Annotated in this window: 13 protein-coding genes; 5 read left to right on the plus strand and 8 right to left on the minus strand. The window is 35.0% G+C overall.

All coding sequences use genetic code 11. The annotated features are described in order from the left end of the window. Nucleotides 1-34: 34 nt before the first annotated feature. Together QYS49_RS00765 and QYS49_RS00770 are read left to right on the plus strand one after the other, a co-directional pair. Complete coding sequence (locus tag QYS49_RS00765; RefSeq protein WP_308349715.1) at nucleotides 35-1,117, plus strand: AI-2E family transporter; 1,083 nt, start codon at nucleotides 35-37, stop codon at nucleotides 1,115-1,117. 69 nt (nucleotides 1,118-1,186) lie between these two features. Continuing rightward, nucleotides 1,187-1,693, plus strand: coding sequence for a TrmH family RNA methyltransferase (locus QYS49_RS00770; protein WP_308349716.1), 507 nt, complete (start codon nucleotides 1,187-1,189; stop codon nucleotides 1,691-1,693). Between the two features lie 87 nt (nucleotides 1,694-1,780). Here QYS49_RS00770 and QYS49_RS00775 read toward each other — a convergent pair whose 3' ends face one another. The 7 genes from QYS49_RS00775 to QYS49_RS00805 all read right to left on the minus strand — a co-directional run bounded on the left by QYS49_RS00775 (nucleotide 1,781) and on the right by QYS49_RS00805 (nucleotide 12,832). After that, complete coding sequence (locus QYS49_RS00775; protein WP_308349717.1) at nucleotides 1,781-2,257, minus strand: DUF4168 domain-containing protein; 477 nt, start codon at nucleotides 2,255-2,257, stop codon at nucleotides 1,781-1,783. A gap of 139 nt (nucleotides 2,258-2,396) precedes the next feature. Then, complete coding sequence (pbpC, locus tag QYS49_RS00780) at nucleotides 2,397-4,724, minus strand: penicillin-binding protein 1C (protein ID WP_308349718.1); 2,328 nt, start codon at nucleotides 4,722-4,724, stop codon at nucleotides 2,397-2,399. Continuing rightward, nucleotides 4,705-7,494, minus strand: a complete 2,790-nt coding sequence (locus QYS49_RS00785) for an alpha-2-macroglobulin family protein (RefSeq protein ID WP_308349719.1) — start codon at nucleotides 7,492-7,494, stop codon at nucleotides 4,705-4,707. Before QYS49_RS00785 ends, pbpC begins: the two co-directional genes overlap by 20 nt. Further along, entirely contained in the window at nucleotides 7,445-10,165 is a 2,721-nt protein-coding gene (locus tag QYS49_RS00790; RefSeq protein ID WP_308349720.1) for an MG2 domain-containing protein, read from the minus strand. The genes QYS49_RS00785 and QYS49_RS00790 overlap by 50 nt, the downstream gene beginning before the upstream one ends. A gap of 100 nt (nucleotides 10,166-10,265) precedes the next feature. Then, nucleotides 10,266-10,847: an LOG family protein gene (locus QYS49_RS00795; protein WP_308349721.1), complete on the minus strand. Its 582-nt coding sequence runs from the start codon at nucleotides 10,845-10,847 to the stop codon at nucleotides 10,266-10,268. Nucleotides 10,848-10,876: 29 nt separating this feature from the next. Further along, a complete protein-coding gene (locus QYS49_RS00800) occupies nucleotides 10,877-11,413 on the minus strand; it encodes a DUF4269 domain-containing protein (protein ID WP_308349722.1) in 537 nt (178 codons plus the stop codon). A gap of 81 nt (nucleotides 11,414-11,494) precedes the next feature. Further along, nucleotides 11,495-12,832 carry a dihydroorotase gene (locus QYS49_RS00805; protein ID WP_308349723.1) on the minus strand — a complete coding sequence of 446 codons (1,338 nt, stop codon included), beginning with the start codon at nucleotides 12,830-12,832 and terminating at the stop codon, nucleotides 11,495-11,497. Nucleotides 12,833-12,866: 34 nt separating this feature from the next. Between QYS49_RS00805 and QYS49_RS00810 the strand changes: the two genes are divergently transcribed. The 3 genes from QYS49_RS00810 to QYS49_RS00820 all read left to right on the plus strand — a co-directional run bounded on the left by QYS49_RS00810 (nucleotide 12,867) and on the right by QYS49_RS00820 (nucleotide 19,111). Further along, on the plus strand, nucleotides 12,867-14,186 hold the full coding sequence (locus QYS49_RS00810) for a DEAD/DEAH box helicase (protein WP_308349724.1): 1,320 nt from the start codon (nucleotides 12,867-12,869) through the stop codon (nucleotides 14,184-14,186). 188 nt (nucleotides 14,187-14,374) lie between these two features. Next, nucleotides 14,375-15,571 (plus strand): MFS transporter, encoded by a 1,197-nt coding sequence (locus QYS49_RS00815; RefSeq protein ID WP_308349725.1) that lies wholly within the window; start codon nucleotides 14,375-14,377, stop codon nucleotides 15,569-15,571. Between the two features lie 552 nt (nucleotides 15,572-16,123). Next, nucleotides 16,124-19,111, plus strand: coding sequence for a serine/threonine-protein kinase (locus tag QYS49_RS00820; protein WP_308349726.1), 2,988 nt, complete (start codon nucleotides 16,124-16,126; stop codon nucleotides 19,109-19,111). A gap of 217 nt (nucleotides 19,112-19,328) precedes the next feature. Here QYS49_RS00820 and QYS49_RS00825 read toward each other — a convergent pair whose 3' ends face one another. Then, nucleotides 19,329-19,886, minus strand: coding sequence for a hypothetical protein (locus tag QYS49_RS00825; RefSeq protein WP_308349727.1), 558 nt, complete (start codon nucleotides 19,884-19,886; stop codon nucleotides 19,329-19,331). Nucleotides 19,887-19,889 lie beyond the last annotated feature (3 nt).

The following is a 19,889-nucleotide window of genomic DNA, read 5'->3' on the forward strand; positions in this document are numbered from 1 at the left end:
GCACCTTACTTTTTACGCCTCTATAGCATTAAAGATGATTGTTTTTATAGCAGGCATTACCATTTTATGGATAGGTAAGCCTGTGGTCTTCCCCTTAGCGGCTGGTCTCTTACTTTCATTTATTCTTTTACCGGTAGTTAATTTTTTGGAGAGAAAATCCTTCCCTAAATTTTTTGCTATTTTGATTACTATATTGACCTTAATTAGCATAGTAGGTACAGTAATCTTTTTATATTCCAATCAGATTATTAAAATAATTGATCAGTTTGGCTCTTTCCAGAATCAAATAATTTATACAGTTAATAGTGTAGTAGAAGGCATCAATAAAAATCTCGACCTTAAAGAAAATCTGAAAACACCCGAGGTAATGAACAAAGCTAAGGAGGTTGTAGAAAATAATAAATTTCTCCCTCAGGTGATCAGTAGTGTTTTTAAATCATTAGGAAACATTTTACTTTTCCTCGTCTTCACCATCTTATTCCTAAACTATAGAACAGGATTGCTTAAGGCCATTAAAAAATTTGGCAAAGATCAAGAAACAAGGAATAACATAGAAGATGCCGTATTTAAGGCTTCTAAAGTTGGTAGAAACTATGTATTAGGATATTTACTTTTAATTATAATTCTGACAATCATAAACACCACTGGACTATTAATAATTGGGATTGAATACCCTTTGTTCTTTGGGTTTTTGCCTGCATTGTTTTGTATAATCCCTTATATAGGCTCATTAATGGGCGCCAGCCTCGTTTTGCTTTTTACGATATTTAATTATGACTCATTAGTATATCCTGTAAGTGTGGCAGGCCTTTTTTGGCTGAGTCAACTGCTGGAAAGCAATGTACTTAATCCTAAAATAGTAGGAGAGAATCTTAAACTAAGTGTGTTATTTGTAATTATTACGCTAATGGTTGGACAATTAATATGGGGAATAGCAGGGCTTATCCTTTCGGTACCGATGATGGCTATTTTTAAAGTTTTTTGCAACCATTTTGAACCATTGAAACCCATTTCATCATTAATTGGAACAGAAATACATATGGCCCCAGGAGAAACCCATTCAGATCTATTTACAAATATTAAAAGATTCTTCAATAAATCGGATAAGAAAGACTAGCCTATATTTATTTTAAATTCTCTGATTATAGAGGAGAATTAATCATCATAATATCAATATTTTTGCAGAGTGGAAATTCAAAAATCACATCATGAGTATAAAAGTGCTTCTATAGAACATCAAATTGTTTTAATAGCTGAAAATATTCGCACTCCTGAAAATGCAGGGATGATAATGAGGCTTGCTGATGCTTTCGGAATTCAACAACTATTTTTTGTGGGAGAACATGCCGTAGAGCTTAGCACAAAAGTAAAAAGAGCATCCAGAAATACTTATAAAACAGTTAACTTTCAATATATAGCTGATGCCACTGAAATTGTAACAGATTTCACAAATGAGGGTTTTACGCCAATAGCATTGGAAATTACGAACTCAAGTAAGCCATTAAAAGCATTTAAAGCCAAAAAAAATCAGAAATTTGTTGTCATTGTTGGAGGTGAAAGACAAGGGGTTTCTGAGACTTTATTAAAAATGTGCACCGAACATTACCATATTCCAATGTTTGGGAAAAATTCCTCAATTAATGTGGTCAATGCATTAGCTGTTGGACTTTACAAAATAACAGAGAACCATTAAATTGACTAAATCAATCTAGCTTGAAAAGTAAAAAGCCATTCACTTTTTACAATGAATGGCTTTAAAGTTAAAAATATTCAAACGATTTTATCCATTGGCTTTAGCCTGAACAATTGAATCAACTTTTTTTCTAAATTCCTCATCTTGTTGATAAGCCATCATAATATTTTGATATTTTTCTTCACTAATATCATGATTTTTAAGTGCTGCTACCATTTTAGACTGGGTTTTTTGATTATGCGCCATAACTTCTTGAGCAGCTGCATTAAATTTTTCTAATTCTTTTGGTTCAACTTCTTCATCAGACTGACCTTGTTGGATGGCTACTATCTCATTAAACCTTTCCAAATTCATATCATTTTCTTCAATGATTCCCATCACTTTTTTTTGTGACTCTTGTTGAACTTTGGTTACATCCAAATTCGCCTCTACAAAGGTCTCAATTTCATCATCACTATAATCTGTCGAAACTTCTTTCTGTTGCATTGGCATTTGCTGCTGAGCAAATAAAACGACTGCAAACATTGACATTATAGCGGTTGCGAAAATTCTTTTTTTCATCATTTTATGGTTTTTGATTAAAGAAATTATTTCATCTATAGCAACGAATTAGAAGTACATTGTTGCCCAAGCCAATAAAATTTCTGAAAGTTCTTGAAATACTGAAATAGAATAGCAGAATTTTAAATAGAGCTTAAATTGCTCATTCTTTGATAACAGCGAATACCTTTTGTAAATCTTCACCACCTAAATCATCCACAATTTTCAATTCATTCCATCCAGATTTAAAGGTAACAGCCATTTTATGTTGTCTATCCGTCTCCCCTATATATTCTTCATTGAGATACCAATACACTTTATTCACAGAAGATGTATGACCAACCTTGCAAATCACTTTTTGCAATTCACCATTAAAATCTACGGGGAGAAATAGCTTAGCATCCATATTTGGATAAATAATTTTACTACTTATTTCGGCTTTATATCTACTACATTCAGGATTGTGCGGTGGTATAGACTCTATAAAAGCTCCTTTTCTTCTTAGATAATACGCTATATCAGGTGGGTATTCTAATAGTTTTGTAGGTATTGCGCCTAAGTCATCCCAACAAGCTGAACAGGTTTGTAAATCCTTATTATAACTTAGATATTTCTTTTGATGATAATCACAACTTTTCATTGATCTCATGCCATATGGCGCATATACAGCATCAGCTTTCGGGCAATTTTCAGATGCTCTAAAGCCCGAAACAGAACAAATTTTCATTTCTCTAAAATCCATTTCATTAAATTCGAACCACTCTTTTGATGTTGATGGTAGTGCTTCAAGCAAATCAAAAAGTACTGGACCAGCAGAATTGGCTCCACTCAAGTTTTTATTACTCTCCCCATCAAAATTCCCGACCCAAACGGCAATGGTATACTCAGGATTTAAACCTACAGCCCAAGCATCTTTGTGCCCATAACTAGTGCCCGTCTTCCAGGAAAAATCTTTTGCATTATTAAATTTCTGCCAGAAATACTCACTTCCAGGCCGTTTCAAATCTTTTAACATATCTAGCGTAAGGTAAGAGCTTCCCGCACTGATCAATTGCGCTCCTTTTTGGCTTTTTGACTCAGGATCTTTCAAAATAATATTATTGGAGAACTTTCCTTCATTTGCAAAACCTCGATAAAGCATCACCATATCCCAGACACTGACTTCTGCCCCACCCAAGATTAGGGGCAATCCATATTCGTCTGCGGAACGAAAGAGACTTTTAATCCCTGCTTCCTGTAAGAAACTATAAAACTGAAATAATCCATAGCTATTGAGCAAACGAACCGCTGGTATATTCAGGGATTTCACCAAAGCCTCTTTTGCAGTTACAACCCCTTGGAAATCTTCGCTGGCATTATTTGGCGAAAAACCATCAAAATAAGTCGGCAGATCACGAATAAATGTTTCTGGTAGAATCAACCCTTCATCCATACTTAATGCATATAAAAATGGCTTCAAAATACTTCCGCTTGATCTGTAGGCCCTCACACCATCAACCTGACCTTTATTGGCGTTGTCATAAAAATCAGGTGAGCCAACATAGGCTTTAACCTCACCAGTTTTTGAATCTGCTATTAAACATGCCAGATTTCTAATGCCATCCGCTGCATAGAGTTCTTCATATTTTTGAGCGATGTAATTGGCTTTATCTTGTAAGTTTTTATCTATTGTGGTATTTAATATCTTTTGAGCGGGATATTGAGATCTTAAAAAGAAAGCTGCATGCGGTGCGGAACTTTTAAATGTGATAAATTCATCTGGAACAGGCTCCAGAATACTTAGTTGATAGCTAAGCTCATTAATATACTCCTTATCAAAAAGTTTTTTCAGTAATGCATTTCGCTTTTGAAATAATCTATTGTTGGTTTTGGAAGGATAAATCAAGCCCGGAGAATTTGGTAATACTGCTAAGGTGGCTGCCTCACTCCATGTTAGTGAATGAATAGGCTTGCCAAAGAATTTATGAGCTGCTGTCTGAAAACCAATAACATTCCCGCCATAGGGAGCATGTTGCAAATACATCTTAAGTACTTTTTCTTTCGAAAAATGAAAACTAATTTTGATGGCTTCAATAGCTTCAAGTACTTTATAAAAGATATTTCTATCATTCTGATGCCGTAATCGAACTACCTGCATTGGCAGCGTACTGGCACCACTGATTATTCTTCCTGATCTAATGTTTTGATAGGTCGCTCGGAAAACTGCCCCGATATCAACCCCTGAATGTAAGTGAAAATTTTGATCCTCATATAAAAGAACAGCATCTTCTAGTTTCTTCGGTATGGAGCTAGTATCTGGTGGTAGAAACCATTGCTCATTCTTATTCAGGAATACATGCAAGAGACTACCATCATCCGATTTTACTACTGTGCTATAATCAACCTCAAAATATGGTTTTCCAGGTGGGATGGAAAAATAAGTAATGGCAATGGAAATGACAATAATCAATCCCCACTGCCATTTTTTAAATTTAATCCATTTCCTCCACATATACTTTTCTGCTTGTGTTTTTGGCTTTATAATCAGGATTATACATAGCCTCCACTAAAGTAGCAGGCAGTTGATATTCACCTGCAGATACTGCATTTAACTTTACTACAAAGTCATATTCAATATTACCTTCCACATCAAAAAACCACATGGCTCTATCATCCCGAATATCCACATAATCTTCTTTATTGATATTCCACTGATTCATCCAGCTAGGAGCAACGGATTCCTTCAACCTAGTATTATCAATTTGCCATCCTGAAGGTAAAATTTGTACTAGAGCTATTTCAGAAGCCCTACTCGCTGGGGAAGTATTTTTTACGCTAAATCGAGCATAAAAAGTTTGACCCTGCTTTGTAGTTTCAGGATTTATAATCCTTCCTTCATCATCATAATATTCTACATCTAATGACAGGTTTTTCTCCACACTAGGAGCTTCATCCTTTAAAGGAACTCCATTCCAGGAAAGAGTAGCATATACTTTATCTACATTTGAATCATCATTCAAACTAATGCTGATATTTTTATTGAAATTGTTATTTATAGGCATTCTAAACCTGCCATTCTCATTAAATTCAACGGTACTTCCGTCAGCTAATTTAATTTCTCCACTGATTACTTTTCCACCACCAAAATCAATATTCGCCTTGTCAAAGTAATTTCCTAATGCTAGTAACATATAACCTGCGCTTTGGGTGCTTAGATATTCTGTTGAAGATAAAGCTTTAGCTACTTGTTTTGCCATCAGTTCAGCTGTTTCCATATCATCCATCAAAGTGGCGCAATACAGAATAATGGCATCATCACGATATTTAGAACCGAAATTATAGGAAAATGGCTCATACTCTTTTGTTTCTGTACTTGCTCCATCAATGATCTTATCCTTAACATTTTCCACACCTGATAGATGGTAGGCTGCTGCTAACATCCATTTTTCAGCATTGTTCATTTTCGAGAGTTCATTTTCCATTAACAAATTCATCTCCGAAATTGGTCTTTTCTTCGCTAGGCTAAGAATAAATACTCTGTTCACTCTTGTAGCTAACTTTCCACTTCTACGACTGGACTGCCTGTTCAGCCCGTTAATTGCACTTTCATACAAATAATCAGGAACCGAATATCCAAGATTTTCAGCTTCAATTAAGTAATGACAAGCATAATTGGTTCCCCATTCTGATGCTTTACTATTTCCTGGCCAATAAGAGAAACTTCCATCGCTAAGCAAAAACTGTTGTAAGCGGGTAATGCCCTCATTGATATTTTCATCGATTTCGCTAGATTCTTCTTCATCATAATAGCCCATTTTTTTCAGATACAGCTGAGGAAATACTGAGGAAACTGTTTGTTCAATACAACCATAAGGATAACGTATCAGCCATTTCAAGCGATGTTCAAAATCCATATTCGGAAAGATGTTAATATCTAGAGTGGCATTATTCGTACCCTCTAAACCTATTGAAGACACTTTCATATCGATATTTTTGCCTATACCAACATCCTGTGTTGTTTTATCATAAACCCTACTTGCTGCGGGGGTTATAGCAATATCAGTTTCATTCTCTACTTTGATATTGCCGGAACTGCCTTCTAACCTGATCTTCGCTTGTCCCACCACTTCCTTTACTTTCACTTTAAATTTAATCTGTGAATCTTCCTGATTACTAAAATCAACTGTTTTACTGGCATCACCGATTATTTCTAGTGGGCCAGTTATTTTTAAATCAAACTTGGCTGTTTTTACCAAAGGATTTACCTTGAATAAAGCAACAGGAAGGATAAACTCATCTCCAGGTTTTAATATCCTTGGAATTGTAGGCTGCATAATAATATCAGATTTAACGGGCACGGTTTTATCTGCATGACCATAGCTGCCATTTTGAGTACCCACTACCATTACCCTCACTGCTCCATTATAATTAGGCATATGGAATTTTACGGTAGCTTTTCCTTTTGCATCTGTCATGAATGGCCCCTTGAACATACTCACAGGTTTGAATCTTTTGGTGTCATCATTCAGGTCAGTTTGAGATTCCCTATAGTCCATTTCAATGCCACCACCAATGGAGAAAGTTTGGAACACATCATTTTTATTGGCACTGATTACATGTGAAAACACATCATAGGTCTCCACTTGAAGACCAATTTTTTTGTAAAAAGATGCCCAAGGATTAGGAGTCCTAAACTGAGTGAGGCTCAGAAGTCCTTCGTCTACTACAGCAATGGTAAATTGTGATTTTTTGCCGTTTGCAGTATTGATTTCCACCTCAAAATCTTCATTAGGCGTTAAATCTTGAGCCATCCTGATGTTGTATTCAAGCTTTGTATCAGGATCCTCAATCATAAGAGGAATAATACCAAACATTCTGATGGGTCTATCATTTTGTGTCTGATCATGTTGCTGAATAACAGAAACAGTCACATAAATATTCGGCACCATATCTTTTTTAATTGGAATATCAACCACTAGCTCTTCGGAAGACTGTTTGGAAGGATCTATCCAGAACCAATCCATCATATCACGTCCCTGCTCTATGGTGACTAAAACTCTTCCCGCTTTAGGATTTGGTAGTTTTATCTTGGCAGTTTCATATGGAGCATACTTTTCCTTATCGGATTTTAAGGCTAAATTCCCTTCGTTCAGATCTCCACCAGGCACGCTTCCGTAACGGTAGGCACTGAAGAAAGAAGAACTAACATGTCCATTTCCGCCATCACTTACTTCAATAAGAATATTCTCCTTGTTCCGCAGGACGAAAGCTGATATAATCAATCTGATCAGTAGTCGTTATTTTTCCTTCCGTTTCTAAATAGGTCTGGCTGTCCTCTTTGTATTTTAGCTGATAATTTCTTCTGTTATTGTACTGATACCACCATCTGCTATCATTTCTATAAACTTTATATTGAAGATTCTTACCACTCATTTTATTGCCTTTCTCATCCAATAAAACGACAGGAAACCTCACTTCTTCACCAGTTTTATAATAATTATAGCCGCTAGGGTCTTTTAAGCCAACATAATTAGGGTATCGATGGAGTTCCACTACATTATAATTTTCATTAGGCTGCCCTCCACTTTCAAATACTTTAGCAATTACTTTCGCTTTTAATGCTGAAGGAATAGTTCCTAAATCTGGAATTACCCAACTACTACTCAGAAGTCCTTCATCATCTAGTTCAGACTTTAAAATATTCTGACTCAAAGACTGAAAATCAACATCTACTCTACTGAAGTTAAAATCTTTATATTTTGGAAAATTGATTTCCCATGGGAGAATTTCAACACTGACTTCAGTTTTAAGATTAGCAGCAGGAGTTCCAAATAAGTAACGTGATTCTATATCAAAATCAAGTGTCTGATCAGTCCAGCTAAAAGTTCTTTTTTCTGGCCTCACTATCACTTTTAATTTCTCCGCTACTACAGTTTCAATTTTAAGATTTTCACTAAAAGATGATCCTCCCGCCTTAATTCGAATAGAATAATTTCCGGTTGGAGCTTTACTCTCTGTTTTAAACCCAAACACAAAAAATCCATCATTAGATCTTGGAACAGTGGCTTCATGGATAGTTTTATATTCTGGATCCCGAACGGTAATTGTTGCTTTATTATTTGAAGGGAATGTATTATTCGAGTTTCTAACTATAGCACTAACATGGATAGAATCTCCTGGCCTATAAACTCCTCTTTCTGTATATATAAAAGCTTGCGTTCTATTTCGACTTGAATGGGTGCCTCCTACATCAAATCCTGAGGTACTCCACTGCATTTCATCTTTCTTGAGGGCAGTAATTTGGTTGCCATTTTCAGCCAAAACATAATAAAAATAAGTACTCCCTGTGGATACATGACCATCAGAACCTGTGCTTAGTCGATCTCTTACATCTCCATTATAATCCAATAATTTGATTTTTACTCCAGAGAGCGGTTCAGCCGTTACTAGGTCAGTAGCAAAAATATGTGTTCCATTATTCGTTTCTTTGACTGTAATTCCTAAATCACTGACAAAAATGGGTTTATAAATCTGCCCTTTATCCTGTATATAACTTAACTTATTACTTTCAATTGGGATACTTACATCAGAAGGCGTGAAATTAATTCGAAGCAAAAAGATGCCATTTTCATAGGTGGAAAATAAATCGGAGAGATCAAATTCATTCAACACCCATTCATTTTTTTGATCCTTCAATTCAATGGTTTGGTTCTTTACAATTACTCCGACAGTACTTGAATAATTATTATTAAATGCTTCATTTCTTGTTTTCTCGCTCTTCAGCTGTTCTGCTGTAAGGAACTGACCAACCTTATCTGAAAACACTTTTTTCACTTCTAAATGGACACGTTTTAAATTAGTAGTGTAAAACTGAATTTTCTTTTTGTTGGAGGAAGGCAAAAGAATTCCATTTGACCCAAATTCAATCTGTGGCTGAATATTGGAAAGACTAATTTGCTCTGTTTTTTTAGCCTCAGTTTTTGTTCCCCATTTACTTCTAATACCCTTTTCAACAGTAACAGAATAAGTTTCTCCAAATTTAAACTCACCATCTAAGATGACTGCTTTTCCTAGTTTCTTAGGTGAGAATTTTACGTTAGGAGATATATTGATTAGACCAGTGATGTCTTGGTCGATATCCAACTCATCAGAAAAAGTTAATCTTAACCTAGGTTTTTTACCACTTTCATCTGCTGACAGCTTTGTCATTTTCATTTGAGTGATAGGCGCAATGTTGAAAACTTCTGAATAACCATTAGAAAGGGCTAAGTCATCTTTGTCAATAACAAACCTAAACTCCTGCTCATCATCATTTCTGTCAATTGGGCTGGATGTAAATTTGAAATTTTTATCATCTAATTGGCTCCAACTGAGTTTTATATCACCTCCTTTTATTTTGGTAGCTTTTTCAACAGCCTCAAGACTGGTCTTTTCAGTAAATGACAATCCACCACTATACAATACTTTTTTAGGATTGTTTCTGTCTACCAGTTCTACATTACCTGTCAAGCTATTGATATCCCTACCTATTACGAGCAAATTAAAGTTAATTTCATCCAATTTCTTCTCAGCAAAATCAGAGGATAATTTTTGTAGGTTGAGTTGCCCTTCAATTTTTTCCCGCATTGGTAAATCCCCTTCAGGAATAAATTTTAAGACTGTGCTACTAACCCATACTGCTTTTCCTTTCACTGATGGGCTAAAATCAAAAACATCAGAAGGGCTGCTTTCCACCTCATTTTCTTCAATAACAGGATTATTGAAAATCACCTGAACTTCATCATAATAATGAACTTCACCATTAGTGACATAGCTAACTTCTTTAGCAATTTCTTCCGATAATTCTAATGAGGGCACCTCAATGTTTTTCTCGGAATTTTCATTACAGGAAATTAAAAATATTAAGGAAATTAAAATGTAAGTGATTTGATTGAAGGGGAGTTTAAAAATCATGATTTATAGGCGTTATTTGAAAATTAGCCTTAAATCTAAATAAAATGATACAAATTAAAGAATATACAAATGGATTTATCATTAAAATAGAGAAATCGTATCAAGTTTCAGACTTAAGAATCCACTTTGGAGTCTCAGGAGCTTGATATTGTTCCATTTTAGCTAATAAACTTTGAATATTTTCATCACTCAAAAGCATCTCTCTGTTGATTTCTTTTAAGAATTTTTGTTCAGTCATTTGAGAAAGCATATCCAAAAGTGGTTGATAGAAGTTTTCTATATTCAATAAGCCAACAGGTTTTTTATGTAAGCCCAATTGACCCCAAGTCAAGATTTCAAAGAGTTCTTCCATGGTTCCAAACCCACCTGGAAGGGCAATAAAACCATCTGCCAAATCATGCATTTTCAGTTTTCTTTCGTGCATGGATTCCACCACGATCATTTCAGACAATTCAGTATGGGCAACCTCTTTGGTTTTCAAAAAATCGGGAATAACCCCTATCACTTCTCCCTTTTCGCTTAATGCACCATCCGCCACAGCACCCATTAAGCCAATTTTAGCTCCACCATAAACTACGCCAATATTTTTTTGAGCTAAAATTTTACCCAAAAGAAAAGCTTCTTCACTGTATTTTCCGTTTTTGCCTGCGCTTGAACCACAGAATACTGTTATTCTCTTCATAACTAATGATAACTTAAATTTAAGTCATATCAAATGATTTTCTGTTGCTTTCCATAATCCAGGAGTGCTTGATAAGAATCTCCTTTCAAATTTAATAGTTGTGCAAATGCTGGTTCTGTTTTAATTCCTGATTCTTTTAACCTGATTATCTCTTTTCTAAACTCTTCCTCTTTATCAATTAACACTTTATATTCAATAAGCATATGTTGATAAGCCATTTGCTGATTTGAAGGCTTATTTTGCGCAAAGATTTCTACTGGAAAATCTTCTAATTCAAAACGAACTATTACGGTTGGCTCATCTTGGAATGTTTTTTCCACTATTGAAAATCGGGGGTAATCATTAAAATGTTTCAGGATTTCTTTTTTAAAAACTTCCTTCTCTTCAAATGAGCAAACAATATCTAAATCACTATTTTTTATGGCTATGTCAATAGGAATTGTTCCAACTAGAAGAGGCTGAAAATTTGCCAGTTTATCCATGACTTCATTTTCAGTCAAAACTTTATGAGCTTCTTTTTGAAGCTGGTTCCCGTTTTTGAGATAGTCAATAGACTTAAAAATCATTTTGTTGTTTTTATTTAACAGTTTGAATTTTTGTTAAATACATAAAACAGTTTTACAAATTGTTGTACGGAAACAACACTCTTAAACCTTAAACAACATCCTCTCTCCCACACCTGCTTCAATTATTTTTCCATTGTCATATACTTTCTTCCCATTTACAAAAGTGCTTTCAATGGATGATTGAAAAGTATGCCCTTCAAAAGGAGACCAACCGCATTTGGCTAAGATGTTTTCTTTGGTGACAGCGTATTCCTTTTCCAAATCCACCAAAACACAATCAGCATGATAACCTTCTCGGATATAGCCCCGATCCTCTATTCTAAATAAAATCGCCACGTTATGAGATGCTTTTTGAGCAATTTTTTCCAAGCTGATTTTTCCTTGTTTGTAAAAATCCAAAAGGGCTAACAAACTGTGTTGGGCCAAAGGTCCGCCAGATGGGGCAGAAAAATATTTATTCTGCTTTTCCTCTAAAGTATGAGGCGCATGATCAGTGGCAATCACATCAATTTTATCATCTAACAAAGCCTGGAAAATTGTGTCTCTATCCTGAGCGGTCTTTACAGCCGGATTCCATTTAATGAAAGTGCCTTTTTCTTTATAATCAGCATCTGAAAACCATAAATGATGGATACAGGCTTCTGCAGTGATTTTTTTCTGCTCTAAAGGAATGGAATTATCAAATAATTCAGTTTCTTTTCCTGTTGAAATATGTAAAACGTGAAGTCTAGACCCATGTTCTTTCGCCAACTTCACCGCCAATGAGGAAGATAAATAACAGGCTTCTTCAGAGCGGATAATGGGATGCATTTCAATAGGGACATCCTCTCCGTATTCCTTTTTGAATTTTTCGGTATTGGCTCTAATGGTGGCTTCATCCTCACAGTGAGTAGCAATTAGCATAGGGACTTTAGAGAAAATATTGTTTAGGGTTTGTTCATTATCAACCAGCATATTTCCAGTTGAACTACCCATAAAAACTTTTACACCGCATACTGTCCTTGGATCGGTTTTTAATACTTCCTCAATATTGTCATTGCTGGCACCCATAAAAAATGAGTAATTGGCAATAGAGCTTTTAGCCGCAATTTGATATTTATCTTCTAATAATTCCTGAGTCAAAGCATTGGGAACTGTATTGGGCATTTCCATAAAAGAAGTGATACCTCCAGCCACAGCTGCTCTCGATTCTGTGAAAATATTGGCTTTATGCGTTAAACCCGGTTCCCGAAAATGCACCTGATCATCAATTAAGCCAGGAAAAAGGTATTTTCCATTAGCATCAATTACCTCATCTACCTCATCAGCATTGATACTAGAAGCAATTTTTTCGAAGCGACCGTTTTTCATCAGCACATCTAACTGCTGAATTCGCCCGTCATTTACTATATTTGCATTGACAATCAGAATGGTTTTCATATTTCAGTTAATTTTTCCTTAAAGAACAGACTTCATGTCGCAAGATACCGCATCCTTTCAAGATTTTAAACTCAACAAACAATTATTCAATGCCATTGATGATTTGGGTTATCAAAAACCGTCTGAAATCCAAGTTAAAGCTATTCCACGGATTTTAAACGGGCATGATGTAGTGGGTATAGCGCAAACCGGAACCGGAAAAACTGCGGCTTTTGTGTTACCTATTTTGATGAAATTAAAATATGCGCAAGGAAAAGATCCAAGAGGATTGATTTTAGCTCCAACTCGTGAATTGGCTATGCAGGTATATGAAAATATTTTGGAATTAGGGAAATATACGGATTTGCGTACGGTTTGTCTTTATGGTGGGATTGGCTCTAAAAAACAGGAAGCTGAAATAACTGCTGGTTGCGATATCATTGTGGCCACTCCTGGCAGATTATTGGATATTTACAATGCGGGTGTACTGAAAACTAAGCAAATTAAAACTTTTGTGTTAGATGAAGCTGATCGCATGATGGATATGGGCTTTATGCCTCAAATTCGAAGAGTATTGGAGCTTTTGCCGATGAAAAAACAGAATTTATTTTTCTCAGCCACTTTTCCTGAAAAAGTTGAAAAATACGCCTATGAATTTACTGACTTCCCCGAAAAGGTGGAAGTAACACCAGAATTTATGACTGCTGAATTAATCGAACAAAAATTATATCATGTCCCCAATTTCTTAACTAAAATCAATTTGTTGAAATATTTACTCGACAAAGAAGAATTCAGCAAGGTTTTAGTTTTTGTCAGGACTCGAACCAATGCCAATAATGTCTTCAATTTTGTAGAGCGAAAAATCACAAAAGATTCAAGAGTAATTCATGCCAATAAGGCGCAATCGACCCGAATCAATGCTATTAAAGATTTCAAAGAGGGTAATATAAAAGTTTTAGTGAGCACAGATGTTAGTGCAAGGGGAATTGATGTAGATGAAATCAGTCATGTGATCAATTTTGAGGTGCCTAATAAATATGAAGAATATGTGCACAGAATTGGACGAACTGGCAGAGCCGAACATCATGGCATTGCCATCAGTTTTGTAGATCCATCTGACATCTATCATATCGAGAAAATTGAAGAATTAATTAGCAAAAAAATTGCTGTTGAAGAACTTCCTAAAGAAGTAGAATTGATGGAAACTATGCCAAAAGAAAAGAAAGATATGGCATTGGAAATTGACCGTCAGAAACATCTGGACAACCCTGACTTTCAAGGGGCCTTTCATGAGAAGAAAAAGAAAAACCTTAGTGGAAAAGCAAGAGACAAGGCTTTTGGGAATAGACCTAAGGATAAGAGGAGGAAAAAATAAGTTGACAGCTTGGCGAGTTTTCAAGTTGGCAGGTTAATATGATTTGATTAATCGAAGAGAGGATGAATTGGTTCAATAACTTTTTGTCGATTGGATATTGTCAATTGTCTATTTATTAGGAATTACTGAAGGAGGTAGAATTAGTGAAAAAGTCTGGACTCTGGATTCTAGACTCTAAAATCTCAAGTATGAGTAAGTGGAAAACATTATTTACAGAATATAAATATATTTTAAGTTTAGGCTTTGTTTTCGCCTATTTTTCCAGTTTTGGGCAAACTTTCCTGATTTCACTTTATGTGCCTGATATTGAAAGTTGGTTGGGACTCAACAACACCACTATGGGGAGCTTGTATGCTACTGCAACTATAGCTTCCGCTTTTACTTTGCCTACTTTGGGCAGCTTATTTGACCGCATGAAACTAGGTAGTTATATGGCTATGATTTTGATCGGTTTAATGATCGCCCTCTTGGTTTTATCTTTTTCCATGCACATTATCATGGTATTTGTTGGGCTATATATGCTAAGACTTTTCGGACAGGGTTTGATGAGCCATACAGCAGTTTCCACCATGTCTCGATATTTTGATACCAACAGAGGAAAAGCTATTGGAATTGCGACTACAGGTCATCCTTTTGGAGAAGCTAGCTTACCAGTTTTGATGACCATAATTATCGGATGGTTAGGTTGGCGAGGCTCATTGCAGTTGAATGCTACCATAGTTTTAATCTTTATCATGCCTTTGGTTTATTGGCTATACAGCAAAAAGAAAAAAGAACAAGTTCAATCTGAACCCGATGTTGATTTGGGTAAAAGTAAAGTAAGCGCCTGGAAAATTTTAAAACATAAAGCTTTTTTAATCATTGCACCAGCTGTTTTTGCATTAGGATTCACCAATACCGCTATTTTCTTTTTCCAATTAAAACTAGGTGCTGCAAAAGGCTGGAGTGCCGCATGGGTTTCCTCCTCATTAGCAGCTTTTGCAGGGGCTAGTGCATTGGGAATGTTTATAGCTGGACCTTATATCGATAAATTGACAGCTAAAAAGTTATTCCCATTTGTTTTGATTCCTTATATTATTGGAGTTCTAACGCTCCTTATTAGTGATGTTCCCATTATCTATCCATTATCTTTAGCCTTAATGGGATTTGCAAATGGCTTCGGTGGAACAGTAAAAAATGCTCTCTTTGTTGAAATTTTTGGAGCAGATATTATCGGAAAAGTCAGGAGCTTGTTTGTAACGGTAATGGTATTAAGTACTGCTTTGGGCCCTTTATTTTTTGGGGTTTTGGTAGATGCAGGATATACTTTTAATGAATTATTCCTTCGTAATGCAATTGGAATTGCGGTTGTGATACTTTGGAGTTTTAGAGTTAGGAAGTTGTAAATCTTATATTTTAGCTAACAGGCTTTATACTTTATGTACCTTATTCATTTAATTTCACCCTATAGTATTCCGTATAATTGAAATATGAATGCAGTTGATGAAAAAATATTGAAAAATTGAATAATTTCATTAAATAAAAGAAAATCAAGACAATACTTCTGCTTGAGGACCAAGCACTTTCAAATGCTGGCTCGCTGCACTGTCATAGCTCCTAACCCCTCTGTCATTTAATTTGCAAACTTTCAAGTATTCATCACGTGCAGCCCGATTAGACTCCGTAAAAATAATAGTTCAAATGATAACTTAATCTCTGTTTGAACTAGAAATTACCGCTCCATTTTAGGCTAACAACACGAGTAATATTATATATTCTGTTGCTACTGTGTAGGCTATTTCTCCGGTTGAAATGATTTGTTCTAATAAATTTTCCATGTTTTTTTTATTAAAAGTATAAATAAAATTAAGATAAACCATATTTTGCATGCGAATTAGTAACAATAAAGTTAATAGAACTAGATAATAATAAGACCCATTTATTGATTATAAACTATCATGCCTCATAAATCGAACTTAGAAAAACACTTTCTTGAATCAATTGAACTCCCTAAAGAAGACCGCATCAAATACTTAGAACAGGTTATAGCGGAAGAACCAGAAATAGGCGTTGAGTTAAAGAAAATGATTGAAAATATCACTAAAGCAGATGCTTTTTTTGGAGAAATAGACCTGAATCTACAATCATATGTTGACCAACAATCAAAGCTTTCAGATTTAAATGGAGCCACCATAGATTCTTATAAACTCACTGAATTAATAGGACAAGGAGGCATGGCCACAGTATATAAGGCAAAAAGAGTGGATGGAGATTTTGAGCATGAAGTGGTTTTTAAAATGCTTTCCAGCATAATTGAGTCTGAAAACGCTAAAGTTTTCTTTAAAGAAGAACAACAAATCTTAGCGCAACTTAATCATCCTAATATAGCACGCCTTTATAATGGCGGGGTTACTAAAGATGGCATTCCTTACATAGTAATGGAACTGGTAGATGGAGTTCCAATAGATGAATATTGCAAGGAGAATAAATTAAATTTATCACAAAAGATAGATCTCTTTATAAAAGTAGGTCAAGCCATTAATTATGCTCATCAGCAATTTATTCTTCATCAAGATATAAAACCTAATAATATTTTGATCACAAAATCAGGAGAAGTTAAGCTTTTGGATTTTGGAATAGGTAAAAAGTTAGAGGATCAATCGGTCCCTTTAAATAAATTCATGGGAACCCCTGCATTTGCCAGCCCTGAACAATTATTAATGCAAGCAGTAAATACAGCAAGTGACATATATCAATTAGGCGTTTTATTATACTTACTAATTTTTGAAGAACTACCTTACGATAGGGATGTTAAACCGAGCAAAGTTGTAACCCAAATACTAAAAGACAACCCTCAGAATTTAACTACTATTAAAAGTGTTAATGGAATTCCAAAAGAATTGGAAGCAATCCTACTAAAATGTCTAAAAAAGCAGGCACAAGAAAGGTATAACTCGGTAGGCGCTTTATTAGAGGATATCTATAATTTCAAAACAAATAAACCAGTAAATGCCGTTCCCCAAAACAAAATCTACCTTACGAAAAAGTTTTTACAGAGAAACTCATTAAGTACTGCACTTTCTTCCCTAATACTTATCAGCTTACTGGGAGGTATCTTTTTCACAAGTAAGCAAGCTAAAATTGCCCTAAAGGAGAAAAATAAGGCGGAAAGTTCCCTAGTTTTTATTCAAGATCTTTTTAGTAGTGCTACACCATTGCAACAAGAGCAGAATGCAAAAGAAATAAAAGTATTTGACTTTTTAGAGAGCAAAAAAGATTTTGTTTTAGCGAATGAAAAAATGAGCTTAACAGATAGAATTGACATATTAAGCGAAGATGGCAGATACTCCTTAGTCAAAGGCGAGAATAACTATACTATCCTTAATAATAATACAAAAGAAAAAGTATTAGAAACTGAATTAGTTAATCCTGCAAATGAAGAATCACAAAACATAGATAAAACAGGCGGTACCAGTATGTTAATATTTGGTGCACTAAATAGAGCTGTTTCATTTGAATATAGTTCCGATACCACCCTGATTAAAGGCTATGATTTAACGAGTGGTGAGCAAATATACCAATTAGATACCATTACATTAGGAGTTTCTTATGCCGAAGAATTTGTAAAATCAGTGATGTTGGTGGTAGGACCAGAAGATAAAAAAATAAGAACTGGAAATGATACTGAGGTTCAAAATTTGCGAATGAGAGGAAAAAGAGAAGGCAGCGTAGTATTAAATAATTCAACCTTAAAAACATGTATTCATCCTATAGGAGAATTGAATGCCCTTCTTATAGTCGCTAGAGAAGGCGTTTTATTTTTTGATGTAGTATCAGGAGTTATAAAGTGGAATCAGGTAGATTTTCCTTCAGGGATAGCCGAAGCCATTTACATCCCCGAACAAAACTCAATTGTTCTGGCCAATGCTTATGCAACAGACTTCAATAAAGCGTTCGCAAAAAAAGTAATCTTTAATGTAGATGCCAGCACAGGGGAGCTCCTTTGGGAAACAGAATATAGTAGTAATTACAAACCAAACCGAAGCTTTGTTGTGGGCGACCGATTGTTATTAGATTATTATGGAATGGAAATATTCGACTTAAATACGGGTAAAAGCTTGGGGATGAATGTTGATCAAGAAAGAGTACTGAAATTTAGTAAATTATTTGACGGTGCATCAGCCGCTGCTACTCCCGGGCAAGAGACAAGTCTTTCTACAATAGCAACCTATATACCACCTGTTATAGCTGATGGATTTGCTTACTATTCAATTGGCATGGTGCAGGGCGACCCTTGGATGTATGGGAATGATAAACATATCCAGAAAATAGATATTTCAACAGGAGAAATAGTATGGACGTCAGAAAAAATAGTTGGGATAAATACTGAAATGACTCAAATGAATCTGGTAAATGATAATCTAATTTTAAAATATAAAGGGACAGGCCTCAAAAGTCAATACGAGCTCTTTTGGCTAGATATTCAGACTGGAAAAATATCAAAACGGGTGGAGAAAATTAAAACAGATAGAAATCAAGAATTAGTAGATTTTCAATATGGAAACGGTTATATGATTGACTATGATAAAGAAGGAATGTCCTATTATGATTTAAAAACTGCTGAATTAATCAAAAGAGAAGACAGGAAAAATCTAGCTACAAATTCTTCTTGGATCAATCAAGATATAGTCTTTTTTTATGAAGATGCTGTTGAAATAGTGAGAAACCAAAAACCCACTTCTTACAAAATGGATATGCCTGAGTTAGCTTATTCTTTAAATGGAAAAATTATAATTGAAGGAGCAAATGAAGTGTTAACTATTGATTCAGCTACTTTAAAAGAAGCTTCAAGGAAAAGCATGGAATCAAATTCCTATGTTGTTTTACCAGATGAAAATATTGCTATTAAGCAAGGAGAAAGATCAGTTACTTTTGTCGAACTTTAGATTAATGTATTTCAGGCTGCTTTCTGAGTTCTCTATGAAATAGGTCTGACTACGGTCAGACCTAACTGATGGGGTAATGTAAGACGATAGCCAGACTAGCAAAATGTAAGTCAGGCACAAAAAAAACCGCCTCCAATGGGGGCGGCTTTCCGGCTTAAAATGAAAAAACAACACCTAAACAAACACCTGTTTTGTTTAGGTCTCATTTTATGTTCCATTACATTTTTACAGTGAGTCCTAAAGTGCCATAGCTGAAAGATCCATAACCCGCTTCCATAAACACAGCAAAATTTTCGTTAAAGAAATATCTGAATCCCAGGTTTGGCCCGAAACTAACTACAACATCATCCTCAATATAATTTAAATCACCTGAATAATTTTCAATATTAAAACCGAAGATTAAAGTGGCATAGAAATCCCATTCTTCATCAATATCTAGTTCTAAAGCATCATTCAATAGTATATCGGTAAAATGAAAACTTGCCCTAGCTCCAAATGCTAAAATTGAATATCCTCCATCGAAACCAACTCTAGAATAATTATAGCTAGCTATGCCAGCATAAGGACCTACTCCAATATAATCTCCAACTCCAAGTTCATAGTTTGCAGTAATGGCTGGAATTGAAAAACTCCTTCCAGCACCTAAACCATAACCATAGTATCCAAAACCAAAGCCTGCATTAAAAAGATTATCTCCTTTTTGAAATGATTGAGCATTTGTATCGATTGACCAAAGGCTGATTATAGCAATTAATATTATTGTTAGTTTTTTCATTGT

Source organism: Marivirga salinae, from assembly GCF_030503855.1.
GTDB classification, from domain to species: domain Bacteria; phylum Bacteroidota; class Bacteroidia; order Cytophagales; family Cyclobacteriaceae; genus Marivirga; species Marivirga salinarum.

Excerpts from the sequence above, each read along its gene's own strand:
- QYS49_RS00765 (WP_308349715.1), top strand. The coding sequence starts at position 35 with ATGATTGTTTTTATAGCAGGCATTACCATTTTATGGATAGGTAAGCCT.
- QYS49_RS00775 (WP_308349717.1), bottom strand. The coding sequence starts at position 2,257 with ATGATGAAAAAAAGAATTTTCGCAACCGCTATAATGTCAATGTTTGCA.
- pbpC (WP_308349718.1), bottom strand. The coding sequence starts at position 4,724 with ATGTGGAGGAAATGGATTAAATTTAAAAAATGGCAGTGGGGATTGATT.
- QYS49_RS00790 (WP_308349720.1), bottom strand. The coding sequence starts at position 10,165 with ATGATTTTTAAACTCCCCTTCAATCAAATCACTTACATTTTAATTTCC.
- QYS49_RS00795 (WP_308349721.1), bottom strand. The coding sequence starts at position 10,847 with ATGAAGAGAATAACAGTATTCTGTGGTTCAAGCGCAGGCAAAAACGGA.
- QYS49_RS00800 (WP_308349722.1), bottom strand. The coding sequence starts at position 11,413 with ATGATTTTTAAGTCTATTGACTATCTCAAAAACGGGAACCAGCTTCAA.
- QYS49_RS00805 (WP_308349723.1), bottom strand. The coding sequence starts at position 12,832 with ATGAAAACCATTCTGATTGTCAATGCAAATATAGTAAATGACGGGCGA.
- QYS49_RS00810 (WP_308349724.1), top strand. The coding sequence starts at position 12,867 with ATGTCGCAAGATACCGCATCCTTTCAAGATTTTAAACTCAACAAACAA.
- QYS49_RS00815 (WP_308349725.1), top strand. The coding sequence starts at position 14,375 with ATGAGTAAGTGGAAAACATTATTTACAGAATATAAATATATTTTAAGT.
- QYS49_RS00820 (WP_308349726.1), top strand. The coding sequence starts at position 16,124 with ATGCCTCATAAATCGAACTTAGAAAAACACTTTCTTGAATCAATTGAA.
- QYS49_RS00825 (WP_308349727.1), bottom strand. The coding sequence starts at position 19,886 with ATGAAAAAACTAACAATAATATTAATTGCTATAATCAGCCTTTGGTCA.